At 65.7% G+C, this 16599-nt stretch carries 17 protein-coding genes and 1 pseudogene; 10 read left to right on the plus strand and 8 right to left on the minus strand.

The window, feature by feature from the left end; genetic code table 11:
- Nucleotides 1-45 precede the first annotated feature (45 nt).
- Nucleotides 46-1056: an NAD(P)H-dependent flavin oxidoreductase gene (locus tag K4G67_RS10630; RefSeq protein ID WP_239806348.1), complete on the plus strand. Its 1011-nt coding sequence runs from the start codon at nucleotides 46-48 to the stop codon at nucleotides 1054-1056.
- A gap of 24 nt (nucleotides 1057-1080) precedes the next feature.
- On the opposite strand, the gene K4G67_RS10635 is transcribed toward K4G67_RS10630, so the two are convergent.
- The 3 genes from K4G67_RS10635 to pepN are packed head-to-tail and all read right to left on the minus strand — an operon-like array spanning nucleotide 1081 to nucleotide 4762.
- Nucleotides 1081-1305 carry a hypothetical protein gene (locus K4G67_RS10635; RefSeq protein WP_239806349.1) on the minus strand — a complete coding sequence of 75 codons (225 nt, stop codon included), beginning with the start codon at nucleotides 1303-1305 and terminating at the stop codon, nucleotides 1081-1083.
- Between the two features lie 41 nt (nucleotides 1306-1346).
- Nucleotides 1347-2111 carry a peptidoglycan editing factor PgeF gene (gene pgeF / locus K4G67_RS10640; RefSeq protein ID WP_239806350.1) on the minus strand — a complete coding sequence of 255 codons (765 nt, stop codon included), beginning with the start codon at nucleotides 2109-2111 and terminating at the stop codon, nucleotides 1347-1349.
- A gap of 2 nt (nucleotides 2112-2113) precedes the next feature.
- On the minus strand, nucleotides 2114-4762 hold the full coding sequence (gene pepN, locus K4G67_RS10645; protein ID WP_239806351.1) for an aminopeptidase N: 2649 nt from the start codon (nucleotides 4760-4762) through the stop codon (nucleotides 2114-2116).
- 78 nt (nucleotides 4763-4840) lie between these two features.
- Between pepN and K4G67_RS10650 the strand changes: the two genes are divergently transcribed.
- Nucleotides 4841-5662 (plus strand): Rossmann-fold NAD(P)-binding domain-containing protein, encoded by an 822-nt coding sequence (locus K4G67_RS10650; RefSeq protein WP_239806352.1) that lies wholly within the window; start codon nucleotides 4841-4843, stop codon nucleotides 5660-5662.
- Here K4G67_RS10650 and K4G67_RS10655 read toward each other — a convergent pair.
- The 4 genes from K4G67_RS10655 to pyk all read right to left on the minus strand — a co-directional run bounded on the left by K4G67_RS10655 (nucleotide 5616) and on the right by pyk (nucleotide 11491).
- Nucleotides 5616-6584, minus strand: a complete 969-nt coding sequence (locus tag K4G67_RS10655; protein ID WP_239806353.1) for a DMT family transporter — start codon at nucleotides 6582-6584, stop codon at nucleotides 5616-5618. The genes K4G67_RS10650 and K4G67_RS10655 overlap by 47 nt on opposite strands.
- Nucleotides 6581-7582, minus strand: coding sequence for a threonine aldolase family protein (locus K4G67_RS10660; protein WP_239806386.1), 1002 nt, complete (start codon nucleotides 7580-7582; stop codon nucleotides 6581-6583). Before K4G67_RS10660 ends, K4G67_RS10655 begins: the two co-directional genes overlap by 4 nt.
- Nucleotides 7583-7638: 56 nt before the next feature.
- Nucleotides 7639-9924: a TonB-dependent receptor gene (locus tag K4G67_RS10665; RefSeq protein ID WP_239806354.1), complete on the minus strand. Its 2286-nt coding sequence runs from the start codon at nucleotides 9922-9924 to the stop codon at nucleotides 7639-7641.
- 106 nt (nucleotides 9925-10030) lie between these two features.
- Nucleotides 10031-11491: a pyruvate kinase gene (gene pyk, locus K4G67_RS10670; protein ID WP_239806355.1), complete on the minus strand. Its 1461-nt coding sequence runs from the start codon at nucleotides 11489-11491 to the stop codon at nucleotides 10031-10033.
- Between the two features lie 94 nt (nucleotides 11492-11585).
- On the opposite strand from pyk, the gene K4G67_RS10675 reads away from it, so the two are divergent.
- The 4 genes from K4G67_RS10675 to K4G67_RS10690 all read left to right on the plus strand — a co-directional run bounded on the left by K4G67_RS10675 (nucleotide 11586) and on the right by K4G67_RS10690 (nucleotide 13618).
- Nucleotides 11586-11897, plus strand: coding sequence for a DUF1244 domain-containing protein (locus K4G67_RS10675; RefSeq protein ID WP_239806356.1), 312 nt, complete (start codon nucleotides 11586-11588; stop codon nucleotides 11895-11897).
- Between the two features lie 155 nt (nucleotides 11898-12052).
- The gene (locus K4G67_RS10680; RefSeq protein WP_239806357.1) at nucleotides 12053-12289 is read left to right on the plus strand and encodes a DUF2312 domain-containing protein; all 237 of its coding nucleotides are present in this window, start codon (nucleotides 12053-12055) and stop codon (nucleotides 12287-12289) included.
- Between the two features lie 116 nt (nucleotides 12290-12405).
- Complete coding sequence (locus K4G67_RS10685) at nucleotides 12406-13266, plus strand: SDR family oxidoreductase (protein ID WP_239806358.1); 861 nt, start codon at nucleotides 12406-12408, stop codon at nucleotides 13264-13266.
- A 31-nt stretch (nucleotides 13267-13297) separates the two neighbouring features.
- The gene (locus tag K4G67_RS10690; RefSeq protein WP_239806387.1) at nucleotides 13298-13618 is read left to right on the plus strand and encodes a heavy metal-binding domain-containing protein; all 321 of its coding nucleotides are present in this window, start codon (nucleotides 13298-13300) and stop codon (nucleotides 13616-13618) included.
- 3 nt (nucleotides 13619-13621) lie between these two features.
- Here K4G67_RS10690 and K4G67_RS10695 read toward each other — a convergent pair whose 3' ends face one another.
- Nucleotides 13622-14056, minus strand: coding sequence for a VOC family protein (locus K4G67_RS10695; RefSeq protein WP_239806359.1), 435 nt, complete (start codon nucleotides 14054-14056; stop codon nucleotides 13622-13624).
- An 84-nt stretch (nucleotides 14057-14140) separates the two neighbouring features.
- Here K4G67_RS10695 and K4G67_RS10700 point away from each other — a divergent pair, with 84 nt between their 5' ends.
- The 4 genes and pseudogenes from K4G67_RS10700 (at nucleotide 14141) to ruvA (ending at nucleotide 16588) form a co-directional block, all read left to right on the plus strand.
- Complete coding sequence (locus K4G67_RS10700) at nucleotides 14141-14890, plus strand: YebC/PmpR family DNA-binding transcriptional regulator (RefSeq protein ID WP_202086409.1); 750 nt, start codon at nucleotides 14141-14143, stop codon at nucleotides 14888-14890.
- Between the two features lie 67 nt (nucleotides 14891-14957).
- Entirely contained in the window at nucleotides 14958-15434 is a 477-nt protein-coding gene (ruvC, locus tag K4G67_RS10705; RefSeq protein ID WP_239806360.1) for a crossover junction endodeoxyribonuclease RuvC, read from the plus strand.
- Nucleotides 15424-15924, plus strand: a complete 501-nt coding sequence (locus K4G67_RS10710; protein WP_239806361.1) for a nucleoside deaminase — start codon at nucleotides 15424-15426, stop codon at nucleotides 15922-15924. Before ruvC ends, K4G67_RS10710 begins: the two co-directional genes overlap by 11 nt.
- A 60-nt stretch (nucleotides 15925-15984) precedes the next feature.
- Nucleotides 15985-16588: pseudogene (gene ruvA, locus K4G67_RS10715) on the plus strand (Holliday junction branch migration protein RuvA).
- The last annotated feature ends 11 nt before the right edge of the window (nucleotides 16589-16599 follow it).

Genomic DNA, 16599 nt, shown 5'->3' on the forward strand with positions numbered 1-16599 from the left:
TCCTCCTATTGCCGCAACGCCCAGGCGGGCGTAAGCGCCGTCCTCATGAGTGATTTTGTAAAAACGGCCGCGCTGATGCGGCGCGGCGCCGATTTTCTCGGCAGCGAATATGCGATCATGTGCGGCGCGATGAGCTGGGTTTCCGAACGGAACCTGGTTTCGGCCATGTCCAATGCGGGCGGGTTCGGCGTGATCGCATGCGGGGCGATGACGCCCGAATTGCTCGACACCGAAATCGCCGCGACAAAGGCGATGACCGATCGCCCGTTCGGCGTGAACCTCATCACCATGCATCCCGACATCATGGCGTTGATCGACGTGTGCGCAGGGCACGGCGTCGGTCATGTCGTGCTCGCCGGCGGGTTGCCGCCCAAGGGCAGCGTCGAGGCGATCAAGGCGTCGGGCGCGAAGGTGATCTGCTTTGCGCCGACGCTCGCGCTGGCGAAGAAATTGCTGCGTTCCGGCGCCGACGCCATGGTGATCGAGGGGATGGAGGCCGGCGGCCATATCGGCCCTGTTTCGACCAGCGTGCTGGCGCAGGAATTCCTGCCCTCGCTATCGGGCGATCATCTCGTCTTCGTGGCGGGCGGGATCGGCCGGGGCGAGGCGATGGCGGGCTATCTCGAAATGGGGGCGGCGGGTGTGCAGCTTGGCACGCGCTTTGCCTGCGCCACCGAATCGATCGCCCATCCCGATTTCAAGAAGGCGTTTTTCCGCGCCAATGCCCGCGACGCAGTGGCCAGCGTGCAACTCGACGCGCGGCTCCCGGTCATTCCGGTGCGGGCGTTGAAGAACAAGGGTACCGAGGCCTTCACCACGAAACAGCGCGAAGTGGCCGGAATGCTGGATACGCAAGGTCTCGAAATGGCGGAGGCACAATTGCAGATCGAGCATTACTGGGCAGGCGCCCTGCGCCGCGCAGTGATCGACGGCGATGTGGAGAACGGCTCGCTCATGGCGGGGCAATCGGTGGGCATGGTCACGGCGGAGGAACCGGTCGCGAAGATCCTCGCCGATCTGATGGCGCAGTCCGAAGACGCGCTGACCCGCCGATAGGGGGTAACCTGCGCGAAAGGGGCGTCAGCCGCCGATGCTGCGGCTCGTTTCCGTGGCGCGGCGCAGGCGTCGGGCGGTTTTCATCGCCTCTTCGCGGCGTTCGGGCGCGCAATCGTCGGCGACGATCTGTTCGAGCCTTTCGGCCTCTTCGGACAGCAGACGGCGCAGCATTTCGATCTGCGCTTCGAGGTTGCGCATCTCGTGGCGAAGCTTGGCGGTTTCGGCGCTGTCGGTTGTCTGCTCGGTCATTGGGCGCGATTATCCGCACCCTTTGCCCAAACGCAAGTATCCTATGATGCAATGCCGATCAGGCTGATCTGACGGCCATATCCGCCTTTACCGGCAAGCTGCGCGCGGCGATAGGAAAAATAGCGGTCCGGCTGCGACGCGGTATCCTCGCCAGTGATTGCGATCTGCGACAGGCCCGCTTCGGCAAGGCGCGACGCCACATATCCGGCGAGGTCGAATTGCGCATGGCCGGGCCGGCCGTCTTTGAAAAACCGTTCGTTCGCCTCGTCCCGGCCGACGAAGGTCAGGCGAAAGCCGTCGTCCACCTCATAGCTTTTCTGCGCGATGCACGGCCCGATTGCGGCGGCGATATTATCACGCGATGCGCCAAGCTTTTCCATCGCCGCAATCGCCGCGTCGGTCACCCCGTCTATCGCGCCGCGCCATCCGGCATGCGCGGCGCCGACGACCCCCGCGACCGCATCGGCGAACAGCACCGGCGCGCAATCGGCGGTCAATATGCCGAGCAGCAGGCCGGGCCGGTCGGTCACCATCGCATCGGCATGCGGCCGCGCATCGTCGGGAAAGGGGGCGCGGATCGTGACCGCGTCCGCCGAATGCACCTGATACACGGTACACAATTCGGCGCCGGGCATGACGGCATCCACCGCACGGGCGCGATTGGCGGCGATCGCACGCGGCAGATCGTCGGACCCCAGCCCGACGTTCAACCCCGCATATTGCCCCGACGATATGCCGCCGCGCCGCCCCAGGAATCCGTGCTCCACCGCGTTCAGCGTGTCGGAGCGGATGATGTCGACCGACATGTTCAGTCCTCGAGGCTCTTGCCGACCTGCTCGCGCACGTCCTTGGACAATCGGGGCCGCGCGGCGATACGTTCGAGCGCGGCGCGCATCATCGCCGCCCGCTTCGGCTCGATCCTGCGCCAGCGGCCGAGCGCGGGGACGAAGCGTGCCGCCGTCTGCGCATTGATCGGGTCGAGTGCGATGACGAGATCGGCGATCATGGTATAGCCGCGCCCGCTTTCGTCGTGGAACGCCGCCGGGTTGCCCGCCATTGTCATGAAGAGCGAGCGAACGCGGTTCGGGTTCTTCATCGTGAAATCGGGATGATCGGCAAGCGCGGCAATGTGATCGAGCACGTCGGCGTGGCTGGCACTGGCCTGAATGGCGAACCATTTGTCGATGACGAGCGCGTCGCCCGCATGGCGGCGATGGAAATCGGCGAGCAGTTCCTCGCGCTCGGCCACGTCGAGGTTGGCCATCACCATCATCGCGCCCTGCCGGTCGGTCATGTTGTCGGCGGCGCGATATTGCGCCTGCGCGAGCCGGGCCCCCTGCGCCGCGTCGGCGGCGGAGAGCAGCGAGAGCGCCAGCGTCTTCACCTTGCGCGCGCCGCGGCTTTCAGCCGAAAGATCATAGGGCACCGCCGCGGCCCGTTCGTAAAGCGCGTTGAGCGGCCCTGACAATCGCGTGCCCAGATATTCGCGCAAACCGTCGCGCGCGGCGACGAGCGCGCCCGGATCGGCGGGGACGGCCTGCTCGATCAGGAAGGAAATCGCCGGCAATGTCATCAGCTCGCCCCGCATCAGATCGTCGATGCGCGTATCGTCGAGCACCGCGCCCAGCGCATCGGCAATGGCCGCGCGGCGATCCCCACCGGCGCCATCCGCATCCCGGCCGAGCAATTCGCGGGTGAGCAATTGCTGCTGTGCCTCGTACCGGGCGAAGCTGTCGTCGTCATGCGCGGCGAGGAACACGAGGTCCGTATCGCTCATGTCGGCATCGAGCACGATCGGCGCCGAAAAGCCGCGATTGGCCGACACCACGGGCGGCATCGCACATCCGGTGAAGCGGAAGCTGTTCTCCGCAGCGTCCAGCATCAAGAGCTTTTCCCCGCCGTGGCGCCGCATCTCGCGGTCGAACAGCGCGATGCGCAGGGGGATCGGCATCGGTTTCTTGTCCGGCTGACCGGGGGTGGCGGGGACGGCTTGCGTGAAATGCAGCGTCACTGCCCCTTCGTCGGCGTCATGTTCGGCGCGCATGGTAACGCGGGGCGTGCCCGCTTGTTCGTACCAGCGGCGGAATTGCCTCAGGTCCAGCCCGGCCCCATCCTCCATCGCGGTGATGAAATCCTCGCACGTGGCCGCCTCGCCATCGTGACGCTCGAAATACAGGTCGCTGCCTTTGCGGAACGCCTTTTCGCCCGCCATCGCATGCATCATGCGAATGACCTCGGCGCCCTTGTTATAGACGGTCGCGGTGTAGAAATTGCTGATTTCCTGGTAGCTGTCGGGCCGGATCGGATGGGCGAGCGGGCCGCTGTCCTCCGGGAACTGCGCGGCGCGCAGGATGCGCACATCCTCGATCCGCTTGACCGGCGCGCTGCCCATGGCGGCGCTGAACATCTGATCGCGCAGGACGGTGAACCCTTCCTTCAGCGACAACTGGAACCAGTCGCGGCAGGTGACGCGATTGCCGGACCAGTTGTGGAAATATTCATGGCCCACGACCCCCTCGATGGCGTCGTAATCGGCATCGGTCGCGGTGTCCGGATTGGCGAGGATGTACCGGGTGTTGAAGATGTTCAGCCCCTTGTTCTCCATCGCGCCCATGTTGAAATCGGACACGGCGACGATGTTGAACAGGTCGAGGTCATATTCCCGCCCGAACGTTTCCTCATCCCAGCGCATCGCGTGCTTGAGCGATTCCATCGCGTGGCCGGTGCGGTCCTCGTCCCCTTCGCGCACCCAGATGGCGAGATCGACCTTGCGCCCGGACATGGTGGTAAAGCTGTCGCGGCGGGACACCAGCCGCCCGGCAACCAGTGCGAAGAGATAGGACGGCTTGGGCCAGGGATCGTGCCACACCGCATAATGGGTGTCGCCATCCTCGCCCGCCTCGGTGCAATTGCCGTTGGACAGGAGCACGGGGAAATCCGCCTTCGATCCTGTCATCCGCACGGTATAGCGCGACAGGACATCGGGGCGGTCGGGGAAAAACGTGATGCGCCGGAAGCCTTCCGCCTCGCATTGTGTGCACAGCATCCCGTTCGACGCGTAAAGGCCCATGAGCTGGCTGTTGGTAGAGGGATGCAGATGCGTTTCCACCATGATTTCGGCCGCGTCGCCCGAAAGGGGGAGCAGCAGGTTGGCGCCGCTCATGGTCCATCCCTCGGCCTGCGCGCCATCCACGGTCAGCTCCCGCACTGCGATCCCGTCGCCGCACAAATGGATCGTGCGGTCGGCCGCCCCGTCGGGATTGCGTTCCACCTTCATCGTCGTGCGCAGCTTCGTCACCTCCAGCCCCAGCTCGAAATCGAGGTGGATTTCGGGGACGAGCCATGCCGGCGGAGTGTAATCCTCCCGCCGCACGGTGGCGGGCGCCTGCGGTTCGGGGGCGGCATCCGCCATTTCGGGGTTGGCGTCGGGGCGTTCGGGGTTGCGGGCGATATCCATGCGGCACTACATGCGTGTTCGGCGGCGCGGGGCAAGGGGCAATCGCCCAATACCCCCAATCGAAAGGCAGGCGGCCCCATGCATCTCGTGATTTTCGGCCTCGGCTACACGGCAAAGCGGATTGCCGCCCATGCGCGGGAGGCGGGGTGGGACGTGACCGCGACGGGGCGCGACGGCACGCTCGACTTTGCCGATACGGCCCGGGTCGCCGATGTGCTGGATACGGCGGATGCGGTGCTGTCCTCCGTCCCGCCGGACCGGGATGGCGGCGGCGATCCCGTGCTCGACACGCATGGTGCGGCGCTGGCGCGGTTCGGCGGGTGGCGGGGCTATCTGTCCTCCACCGGGGTCTATGGCGACGCGGGCGGGGCATGGGTCGACGAAAGCGCGCCCACCGGAACCGGCCGCCGCGGCGCGCGCAGCGCCGCCGATGCGGCGTGGCTGTCCCGTGGCGCGCATGTCTTTCGCCTTCCGGGCATATACGGGCCGGGGCGCAGCGCGTTCGACAAGGTGCGCGCCGGCACCGCCCACCGCATCGCCATGCCGGGGCAGGTGTTCAGCCGCGTCCATGTCGAGGATATCGCCCGCGGGGTGATGGCCGCGCTATCCCATGACGTGCCGCCGGGCGCGTATAATCTGTCCGACACCATGCCGGCCAGCCACAATGAAGTGACCGAGGAGGCGTGCCGCCTGCTCAATGCCGAACCCCCACCGCTTCAGACGATGGAGGAGGCGGATTTGTCGCCGATGGCGCGCGGTTTCTATGCCGAAAATCGCCGCGTCGCCAATGTGAAGGCAAAGCGCGTGCTGGGCTGGTATCCGCGCTACCCCACGTTTCGCGAGGGGCTGGCCGCTATTCTGGAAGCGGAGCGGGGGGAGGGGGCGCCCGCTTCCCCCTGAGCGCGATGATGAGGCCCGCCATCGCCAGCACCGCGCCGCCGATCGCGAGCCCGCTCCACACATATCCCTCGAACAGGGTGGACAGCAGCATGGCAATCACAGGGACCGACACGCCGATATAGGCGGCCTTTCCCGCGCCGATCATGCGGATGATCCCGAAATAGAGCGGGAAGGTCATCACCGACCCCACCACGCCGAGATAGAGAATCCCCGCGCCATATTCCCAGCGCGGATCCCACGCCGGCGCGCCATAGATGACGAGCGCGAGACCCACGTTGATCGCCGCCCCGATCAGCATCGACCAAGCGAGCAGCGGGATGAAGGGCTGTGCATGGGCGGTGTCGGTATCCTGCGCGACATTGGCGATGCTGGCGCCCATCGTCGCGGTCAGCGCGAGCACGATGCCGATGGTGACCCCGCCGCCAAGCCCGGACCCCGCGCCCGCGATCCGGTATTCATGCGCGAACAGGAGCGCCACGCCCGAAAGCGCGATGACCGAGCCGACGATGAACCGCGCGGTCTGCCGCCGTTTGAGGAAAAGCCAGCTCATCGCCGAATTGGGAATGAGGATGAGCGCGAAGAGCACCGCCACGATGCCGGAGGTGAGGTAAAGCTCCGCCCGGTAGACGAATTGGAAATTCACGACGAATTGCGTCACGCCGATGAGCAGCGCCATGCCCCATCCGCCCGGGCCGAGCCGGAACCCGTCCCCCCGCACCGCGGCGAGGATGAACATGCCGATCGTCGCCACGATAAAGCGATAGGCCACGGCCCAGCCGACCGGCACGACGCTGATCTGATCCTTGATGACGAGCCAGGTGCTGCCCCAGATGAAGGTCACGAGGATGAAGGGCACCCATACGACGGGTTCGGAAAACGAACGCTGTACCGCGCGGCCGGGGCGGGGGGCGGCGCCGGTCACAACGCGGCGATCCGGGCGGCGAGCGCCTGTGCATCGGCAATGGGGGTGTTCCATGCCGCGACGAACCGCGCCGCCCCGGCGCCCCAGTCGTAGAATTGATAGCCCTGTTCGCGCAGCACGGTCCGCTCCGCCGCCGTCAGGGTCATGAACACCTCGTTCGCCTCGACCGGATGCATCAGCCGTTCGGGCGCCGCGTCACCCAGCGCCGCGGCCGCCGCATTCGCGCCGCGCGCATTGGCGAGCCACAGATCGTCCTCCACCATGGCGAGCAGTTGCGCGGCGAGAAAGCGCCCCTTCGACGAAAGATGCCCGGCCCGCTTGCGCCGCCGCCGTGCCTCGTCCGCAAGGGCTGTGTCGAAGAATATCAGCGCCTCTGCGCCCATGCCGCCGTTCTTGATGAAGCCCATTGCGAGGCTGTCGATGCCATGGGAGCAACTCGCCTCGGCAGGGGTGCAATCCAGATGCGCCACCGCATTGGCGAAGCGTGCGCCGTCCATGTGAAAGCGCAGCCCGCGTTCGCGTGCGAATTCGCCCAGCGCGGCCAGTTCGTCGGGGGTGTAGCATTCGCCATATTCGCTGGCCTGGGTGATGGCGATCGCGTGGGGCTGCACCTGATGCACGTCGTTGCGGATGGGGTCGATGACGGCGGCGGCGGCATGCGCCGTCAGTTTCGCGCCCGGCCCGTCCGCCAGCATCAGCTTTGCCCCATGGGTGAAGAAGCCCGGTGCGCCGCCCTCGTCCACCTCGATATGGGCTTCGCGATGGCATACGATGCCGCCGAACGGAGGCACCATGCTGGCGAGCGCGAGGCAGTTGGCGGCGGTGCCCGTCGGCGTCCACAGCACCGCGCATTCGGTGCCGAACAGTGCCGAGAACCGCGCATCGAGCGCGGCCGACATCGCATCGCCGTCATAGGGGGCATCGGCCGCGTCCGCGGCGCGCATGGCGTCCCACACGGCGGGATGGACGGGGGCGGCATTGTCGGAGAGGAATTGCATGTCCCGCCCATGCGAAGTGGTGCCGCCGCCGTCAAGCGCCGTATCGCGGGGCCGTCCTACCAATCGAAAGCAAGCTCCACGCCCACGCGCCGCCCTTTGATCAGCGGGCTGAACGTGCCGGTGGCGGGCGCGGGGTCGAACGGGGTGTTCTCCCCATCCGAAAACGGCCCGGCGGCGAATGGAATCTGCGTGTCGCCGCCGAACTGCACATTGTCGAGCAGGTTGCGCCCGAACAGCGTCAGCCGGATGCCCGGCTCGCCAAGGTCGAGGCCGATGCTGGCGTCCAGATTGTCGAACGCATCGACATAGCCGAAATTATTGTCGGTATAGGCGTAGCGGTCGCGATGCTGAAAATCCGCGCGGGCGGTCAGCATTGCACCCTGCCGCACCCCCGGCACCGGCACATTGGCCACCGCCCCTGCGCCATAGGTCCATTCCGGCACGCGCGGCAGGGCAAGCGCGCGATCGGCCCCATCGATGACCCCGTCGCCCGAGATATCCTGAAACACGCGGCGATATTGCGCGTCGATATAGCCGGCATTGGCGTGGATCGTCACGATCGGCGACACCGCGAAATGGCCCGCGATCTCGCCGCCGCGAATGCGGGCGTCGGCGGTGTTGTAGACCGATTGCGCAAGGCCGGATGCCACGCTCGCCACGCTGACCTCGCGCTGCAGATCGTCCACCTCGGTCCAGAACGCGGCGACGGTCAGCGCCGCGCGCCCGCCGGGGGAACGATATTTGAAGCCCGCCTCGAAACTGTCGACGCGCTCCTCGTCAAACGCCGCGCTGCCGAGGAGGTCGGCGACATCCTGAAACGCGGCGGGCTGCGTCACGCGCAGGTTGTAGCCGCCCGAACGATGCCCCCGGGTCCAGCTCGCATAGGCATTGGCGACCGGCACGATGGCGTAGGACAGCGCGATGCGCGGCGACAGGCTGTTCCAGGCGCGCGCATCGGAAAACCCGTTGTCCTCTCCGGTCACGGGGTTCGTGCCGGTAAAGGGGCAGGTGCCTTGCGTGACGAAACAGGGGGCGTTGCGCGGGCGAACGAAACTGATGTCGGCGCGCTTCTCCTCCCGCGACCAGCGCAGGCCGAGGCCGAGCGTCAGCCGCGTCGCGACGGGGTAATCGGCCTGCGCATAGAGGCCGTAGACATCGTGATCCTGCCGACCCCCGCCGTAGAAATTGAGCGCACTGAACGGCGGAAGCGAGCGATCCTCGTCATAGGCGACATCCTGCGTAAAGACATATCCGCCCGCCGTCACCTTCGCCCGGCCCAGCGCGCCGGACCAGAACAATTCGTTCGAAAACTGTTCCTGTGACGTGCCGGTGTTAGAGTGGAATATGAACGCCGGGCTGGAATCGATATCGTTGCGTGTGCGCAGGTCATATTGCCGCCACCCGAAAATATTGGTCAGCCGCCCGTTGCCGAGCCGATATTCCCCGCGCAGCACCGCAAAATCGGAGCGGCTGTCGTAAAACCCTTCCTCATCCACCGCGAGCGTATAGCCATAGCGCGAATGCTGACCGTGGTTCTGCGTCGGTGCGCCGTCGCCCGAGCTGTCGTGCCATTCGCCCTTTGCCGTGATGGTCAGCCTTTCGCTCGCCACGAAGGTCAGCCCGCCGCGCAGCACGCTCGTCCGTGCCGCGCCGAAATCGCTGTCGTTGAACCCGTTGCGAAAATAGCCGCCGTCGATGGTGTGCAGCGCGCCCAATCGGATCGCCAGCCGGTTCGACAGCGGTCCCGACACCACCGCCCGCGCCGTCGCCATCGGGGCGCCCCGGCCGCCGTCCACCGGCGTTTCCAACGTGATACCCGCGTGCCCTTCGCCGCGAAACGAAGGGTCGCCCGTTTCGACCAACACCGCGCCGCCCGTCGTGTTGCGCCCGAACAAGACGCCTTGCGGCCCGCGCAAAATCTTGACGCTGCTCACATCCAGCGCATCGAACACCGTGCCGGCATTGATGCCGACATACACTCCGTCGATGAACAGGCCGACCGCCGGGTCGATCGACGGGATCGAGCTATTGACGCCCAGCCCGCGGATCGAGAAATTGGCCACCCCGGCAAAGGTTCCGATGGGGTCGAGCGACACGTTCGGTTCGGCATAGGTCAGCGAGGACAGATCGCGAAACTGCCGCGCGTTCAGCATGGCCGCATCATAATTCGCGACATGGCCGGGATAGTCGAGCGCGCCGGTATCGCCCTTGCCCGCGGTGACGACGATCGTGTCGGCAACGGCGGGTGCTGTGGGCGCGATCTGCGCATGGGCGGTGCCGGTGCCGGCGATCAGGGCGGCCAGGCACAGAACGGGTCGGCGAAGTACGGCTGTTGCGGTCAATGTCGTTCCTACCCTCACGCGCGAAGTGCATCCTTCGCGCCGGGCAGCTATACCGGGTTTCGTCCTATTGCAATTGCGAGGCGTTTATTCCGCCCCCGCCCAAAGCTTACGGTTCGGTCAGGTAACCTTCAAGCTCGTTGCCCGTAAGGGTGACGACATGCAGCAGGTTCGTCGCGCCCGGCACACCGAACGGCACGCCCGCCAGCACGACCAGCTTCGAGCCCGCCGTGCCGAAACCGTTGCGCAGCGCCATGCGCTTGCCCTTGGCGATCATCTCCTCGAAACTGCCGATGTCCTTCGTGCGGACCGCGTGCGCACCCCAGAGCAACGCCGAACGCCGCGCCGTCTTCACCGCCGGGGTGAGCACGAGCAGCGGCACGCCCGGCCGTTCGCGGGCGACGCGCCGCGCCGTGCTGCCGGACGCGGTGAACACGGTGATCGCCGCGATCGGCAGGGTGTTGGCGATGGACGCGCTGGCCTCGGCAAGGGCATCGGAGGTCGTCGCATCCGGCTCCACATGGCCGAGTGCGATATGGTCGGAATAGCCGGGGTCGCGTTCGACCTGTCCGGCGATGCGGTCCATGATGGTGACGGCTTCCTCCGGCCATTGCCCGGCGGCGGTTTCGGCCGAAAGCATCACCGCGTCGGCCCCGTCATAGACGGCATTGGCGACATCCGACACCTCCGCCCGCGTGGGCGAGGGGCTTTCGATCATGGATTCCAGCATTTGCGTGGCGACCACGACCGGCTTGCCCGCCGCGCGGGCCTGGCGCACGATGCGTTTCTGAAGCGGCGGCACTTCCTCCGGGTTCAGCTCCACGCCGAGATCGCCGCGCGCCACCATCAGCCCGTCCGACAGTTCGAGAATTTCGTCCAGATGGCGCACGGCCAGCGGTTTCTCGATCTTGGCCATCAACGCGCCGTAGCCGCCCATGAGCTTGCGCGCCTCGGCCACGTCCTCTGGCCGCTGCACGAAGGACAGGCCGATCCAGTCCGCCTTGTGCTCCACGGCGAAGGCAAGGTCGCGGCGATCCTTGGGCGTGAGGGCGGGAATGGGAATTTCCGCATCGGGCACGTTCACGCCCTTGCGGTCCGAAATGACGCCGCCGACCTCCGCGCTGCACAGGATTTCGTCGTCGTCGGCGCGAATCACGCGCAGGCGGAGCTTCCCATCGTCGAGCAGCAGGCGCTGCCCTTTTTGAAGCAGGCCGAACAATTCGGGATGCGGCAGTTGCACGCGCGTTTCGTCGCCCGGTTCGTCCCGGCGGTCGAGCGTGAAATGCCCCGAATGACGGATCACGGCCTTGCCGTCCTTGAACTTGCCCACGCGCAGCTTCGGCCCCTGAAGATCGCACAATATGCCGATGGGGCGGCCGGTCTTTTCCTCCAGAGCGCGGATCGCGGCGATGGTCTTTGCATGATCGGCATGTTCGCCGTGGCTCATGTTCACGCGAAACGCATCGGCACCGGAGGTCAGCAGCCGCTCGATCATTTCGGGGTCGCGGCTCGCAGGGCCGAGCGTGGCGAGAATCTTGACCTTGCGGTCGCGCGGTTCGAACTTGTGCAAGAAGATTTGTCCCGATGGCTGCTCAGTGGCAAGTCCTATGGGCACAGTCCCCCGCTCGCAAGCGTTAGTGGCGATATTCAATTGGAGAAACGACATGACCGACCCCCTCGATCAGCTGCCCGACGAACAGGCCGCCGCCGCGTTCCGGCGCCTCGTGCGCCATCTGCGTCATCGCACCGACGTGCAGAATATCGAGTTGATGGGGACATCGGGGTTTTGCCGTAATTGCCTCGCCGACTGGATTCGCGACGCCGGATACGATGGCGACAAGGCAGAGGCCCGCGCGCTCATCCACGGCATGCCGATGGACGCGTGGAAGGACCGGCATCAGACCCCCGCGACCGAAGACCAGATCGCCCGGATGGAGGCGAGCGTGAAGCGCAACAAGGTTGAGAGCAATATCTGAAAATCCTGCTTCGGCGGCGGGGCGAGCGGGCTGAGGTGCACCCTGTGCATAAATCGCGCGGGCACGGGTTCACGCCCGCGCGCCTCTTGGCTAAGGCCGCGCCCTGCCGGGCATGACGCTCGAACCCGATTCTATCATTGTGGAGACACGCCGCCATGGCCGAAAACACCGACGATCGCCTGCGCCTGCTGATCGAGCGTATCGAACGCCTCGAAGAGGAAAAGAAGGGCATCGCCGACGACATCAAGGAAGTCTATGGCGAGGCAAAGGCCGTAGGCTATGACGTGAAGATCATGCGACAGATCGTCCGCCTCAGAAAGATGAAGGCCGACGACCGCCGCGAAATGGACATGGTGCTCGAAACCTACAAGGCGGCGCTGGGCCTCGACTGAACTCGACCGGCCGCCCCCGACTATTCGGCAATGCGGGCCGGACATGCGACCGTTCGCGGAACGGGGCTCATGTCCGGCCCGTTTCCTTTCAAACGCGATTTTGAAAGGACAACCCCATGGCCAATGCCGATTTCATTGGGAAGATCGACGAGGAACCCGGCCTTCCCGGCAGCGAGGCAAAGCTCGATCCGACGCCCGAATACATGCCCCGCTACCCCGGATCGGGGCGGCTGAAGGACAAGGTCGCCATCGTCACCGGCGCCGATAGCGGCATCGGCCGCGCCGTCGCCGTGCTCTATGCCCGCGAAGGGGCGAAGGTCGCGATCTCCTACCTGTCCGAGCATGAGGATGCGGAAAAGACCGCGCAGCTCGTCCGCGACGAGGGGAGCGAGGCGCTACTTTTCCCCGGCGATCTCGGACACAAGGAGCAATGCGACAAGATTGTGCGCGAAACGGTCGACAAATGGGGCCGTCTCGACATCCTCGTGAACGACGCGGGCGAGCAGCACCCCGACAAGGACGTGACCGACATCACGCCCGAACAGTTGCAGCGCACGTTTCAGTCCAACATCTTTTCGCAGTTCTACATGGTGCAGGCCGCGCGCCCGCATCTGAAAAAAGGCGCGGCGATCGTCAATTGCACCAGCGTGACGATGTACAAGGGCTCGCCCGGCCTGCTCGACTACAGCGCGACGAAGGGTGCGATCACGGCCTTTACCCGCTCGCTCTCGGGCAATCTGGTCGATGACGGCATTCGCGTGAACGCGGTCGCGCCCGGCCCGATCTGGACGCCGCTCAACCCCGCCGGCGGCGCCCCGCCCGAAAAGGTCGAGCATTTCGGCGAGGGCACGCCAATGGGCCGCCCCGGCCAACCCAACGAGGTCGCGCCCGCGTTCCTGTTCCTGGCGTGCGAGGATTCGTCCTACATGACCGGACAGGTGCTGCACCCCAATGGCGGGAGCGTGGTCAATGCCTAGTCCATGGAGCAATCGCGGCGATGGCGGCGGCATGGTGGTGACCACCACCGCCGTCGTCGAAGGGCGCGCGGTGCGCGAATATCTCGGCATCGTCACGGGCGAGGTGATCGTGGGCGCGAACCTGTTTCGCGACCTGTTCGCCTCCATCACCGACCTCGTCGGCGGGCGTTCGGGAAAATATGAGGAGGTATTGTCCCGCGCGCGCAAGGAAGCGCTTTCCGAGATGCAGGCCGAAGCACGGGAACTGGGCGGCAATGGCGTCGTCGGCGTCGATATCGATTACGAGGTGCTGGGCCAGAACGGCTCGATGCTGATGGTGTCGTGCAGCGGGACCGCGGTTACCCTCGATTGAGTATCAAGCGCCGCGGAAATTGAGTTCCAGAAGCACGCCATTCGGCTCGTGCACGAAAATCTGGCGCAGGCCGATTTCCGCGACCTCGTTGGTGCGCACGCGATAACCATTGCGGCCGAGCCGTTCGAGCAGCGCGTCATACCCGCTGCATTCGAGTGCGACGTGATCGAACGCGCCATTGTCGTCCCCGACCGGCGCGCCGGGTTTCTGCCTGAGCAGGTGGATGACGGCGCGGCCCGCCTGGTCGAGCAGCCATGCGTTATGCTCCACCTGCCGGCCCGGCGCGGCGGTGATTTCCATTTCCAGCATATCGCGAAAGAACGCGATGGTGCCGGCCATGTCCGGCGTGCGGATATTGACGTGGTCGATGGCGAGGATCGGCATGGGCGGGGTGTTCCGGATTGCGGCCTCGATGAAAGCCGGGGACGTGGACGGCATGCTGACGAAGGGTTGGCCTTGCGAAGGGATGGGCGCCGGTCTAAGCACCGCGCCAATCCATAATATGACGACAGGAGCGGATTGGTGGCAGGCCATTCCAAATTCAAGAATATCATGCATCGCAAGGGCGCGCAGGACAAGAAGCGTTCCGCGATGTTTTCCAAGCTTTCGCGCGAAATCACCGTGGCGGCGAAAATGGGCATGCCCGATCCGGACATGAACCCGCGCCTGCGCCTCGCCGTGAACGCCGCGAAGTCGCAGTCGATGCCCAAGGACAACATTCAGCGCGCCATCGACAAGGCATCGGCCAACGAAGGCGACGATTACGAGGAAATCCGCTACGAAGGTTACGGCCCGCAGGGCGTCGCGATCATCGTCGAGGCATTGACCGACAATCGCAACCGCACCGCGACGAACGTGCGCACCGCCTTTTCGAAGAACGGCGGCAATCTCGGCGCGTCGGGATCGGTCAGCCACGGTTTCGAACGGCTCGGCCTGATCGTATACCCCGCGAGCGTCGGCGGCGAGGACAAGGTGCTCGAAGCCGCGATGGAGGCGGGCGCCGAGGATATCCAGTCGGGCAAGGACGAGCACGAAATCTGGACCGCGGCGGACGATCTGCACGAGGTGGCGAGCGCATTGGAAAAGACGCTGGGCGAGGCCGAGACGGTCAAGCTGGCGTGGAAGCCCAACATCACCGTCGACATGGAAGAAGCGCCGGCGCAGACCTTGTTCAAGCTGATCGACGCGCTCGACGATGATGACGATGTGCAGACCGTCTGGGGCAATTACGAAGTGTCGGACGAGATCATGGAAAAGCTTGGCGCAGAATAAGCGGGCGATTCGGTTTCGCCTTCCAATGATCGTGCTTCGATGATCGTGCTTCGATGATTGTGCTTCGATGATCGTCCTGGGGCTGGACCCCTCGCTGACCTGCACCGGATGGGGGCTGGTCCGTGTCGACGGCGCGCGATTGTCGCATATCGCCAACGGGCAATTGCCGACAAATTCCAAGCTGCCCATTGCCGAGCGTTTGTTGCAGATACAGGAAGGCGTCGCAGCCGCCATTGCCGCGCATCACCCGGATGTCGCGGCGGTGGAGGAGGTCTTCGTCAACAAGAACCCGCAATCCACACTGAAACTCGCGCATGCGCGGGGGTGTGTCCTCGCCGCCTGTGCCGCGGGGCATGTGCCGGTGTTCGAACATTCGACGCGCATCGTGAAGAAAGCCGTCGTCGGCACCGGCGCCGCACAGAAGGAGCAGGTGCAGGCGATGTTGAAAGTGCTGCTCCCCGGCGTGAAGATTACAGGCCCCGATGCGGCCGACGCGCTTGCCGTGGCGATCGCGCATGCCCATCTGAAACCGCATGGATCATAACACACAGGACCGCGACTGGATGCGCGAGGCCATCGCCCTCGCCATTCGGGAAAAGGGCACCGATCCCGCCAATACGCCGATTGCGGCGGTGATCGTGCGCGATGGGTCGCAAATCGCGGGCGGGGTGAACCGCACCGTCGAAGGGTGCGACCCCACCGCCCATGCCGAAATCACCGCCATGCGCGCGGCGGGGCAGGCATTGGGCGACATGCAGATGCGCGGGGCGACGCTCTATTCCACGTTGCAGCCGTGCGGCATGTGCACCATGGCCAGCATCTGGGCCGGGGTCACGCGCATCGTTTATGGCGCGGGCCGGGACGACGTGCACGACATGTATTTCGAGGATCGGCACCTTTCCACGCTCGATTACATCGCCGATGCGTATAAGGACGATTTGACCATCACCGGCGGCGTGCTGGCCGACCAATGCGCGCCGCTTTACTTCGGGCCGGACGACGATGTGCCGCAGGACGCGCAGGCCAATAAATAGCGCCGGGAAAACGCGGGCGGGCATGTTCCCTTCCCGTTCCGCGTGCGCTAGCGTCCGGCCATGATTGCGAAACTCTCCGGCAGGCTGGACGAAACCGGCATGGACTGGGCCATTATCGACGTGGGCGGGGTGGGCTATCTCGTCCATTGTTCGGCGCGCACGCTTTCCACTCTGGGTGAGCGGGGGGATGGGTGCACCGTGTTCACCGATCTCCAGGTGTCGGAAAACGACATGCGGCTCATCGGTTTTGCCAGCGGGGCGGAGCGGGACTGGTTCCGGTTGTTGACGGCGGTGCAGGGGGTGGGATCGAAGGTCGCGCTCGCAATCCTGTCGGCATTGGCGACGGACGAGTTGCAGCGGGCCTGCGCGCAGCAGGACGCCGCCATGGTCGCACGCGCCAATGGCGTCGGCCCGAAGCTGGCCAGCCGCATCGTCAATGAATTGAAGGACAAGGCCGGCGCATTGCCCACCGCGCCTGGCGGGCCGGGGGGCGGTGCGGCGCCGGTTGGCGGCGCGAATGCCGACGCGGTTTCCGCGCTCGAAAACCTGGGCTTCAAACCCGCCATCGCGGCGAGCGCGGTCGCCCATGCGGCGGGCGAGCTTGGGCGAGGGCGCGGGCCTGAACGATCTGGTCCGCGTCGCGTTGAAACGGGCGGCGGGGTGATGGCATGAACA

The sequence above is a fragment of the Croceicoccus hydrothermalis genome (genome assembly GCF_022378335.1).
In the GTDB taxonomy this organism is placed as follows: Bacteria; Pseudomonadota; Alphaproteobacteria; order Sphingomonadales; family Sphingomonadaceae; genus Croceicoccus; species Croceicoccus hydrothermalis.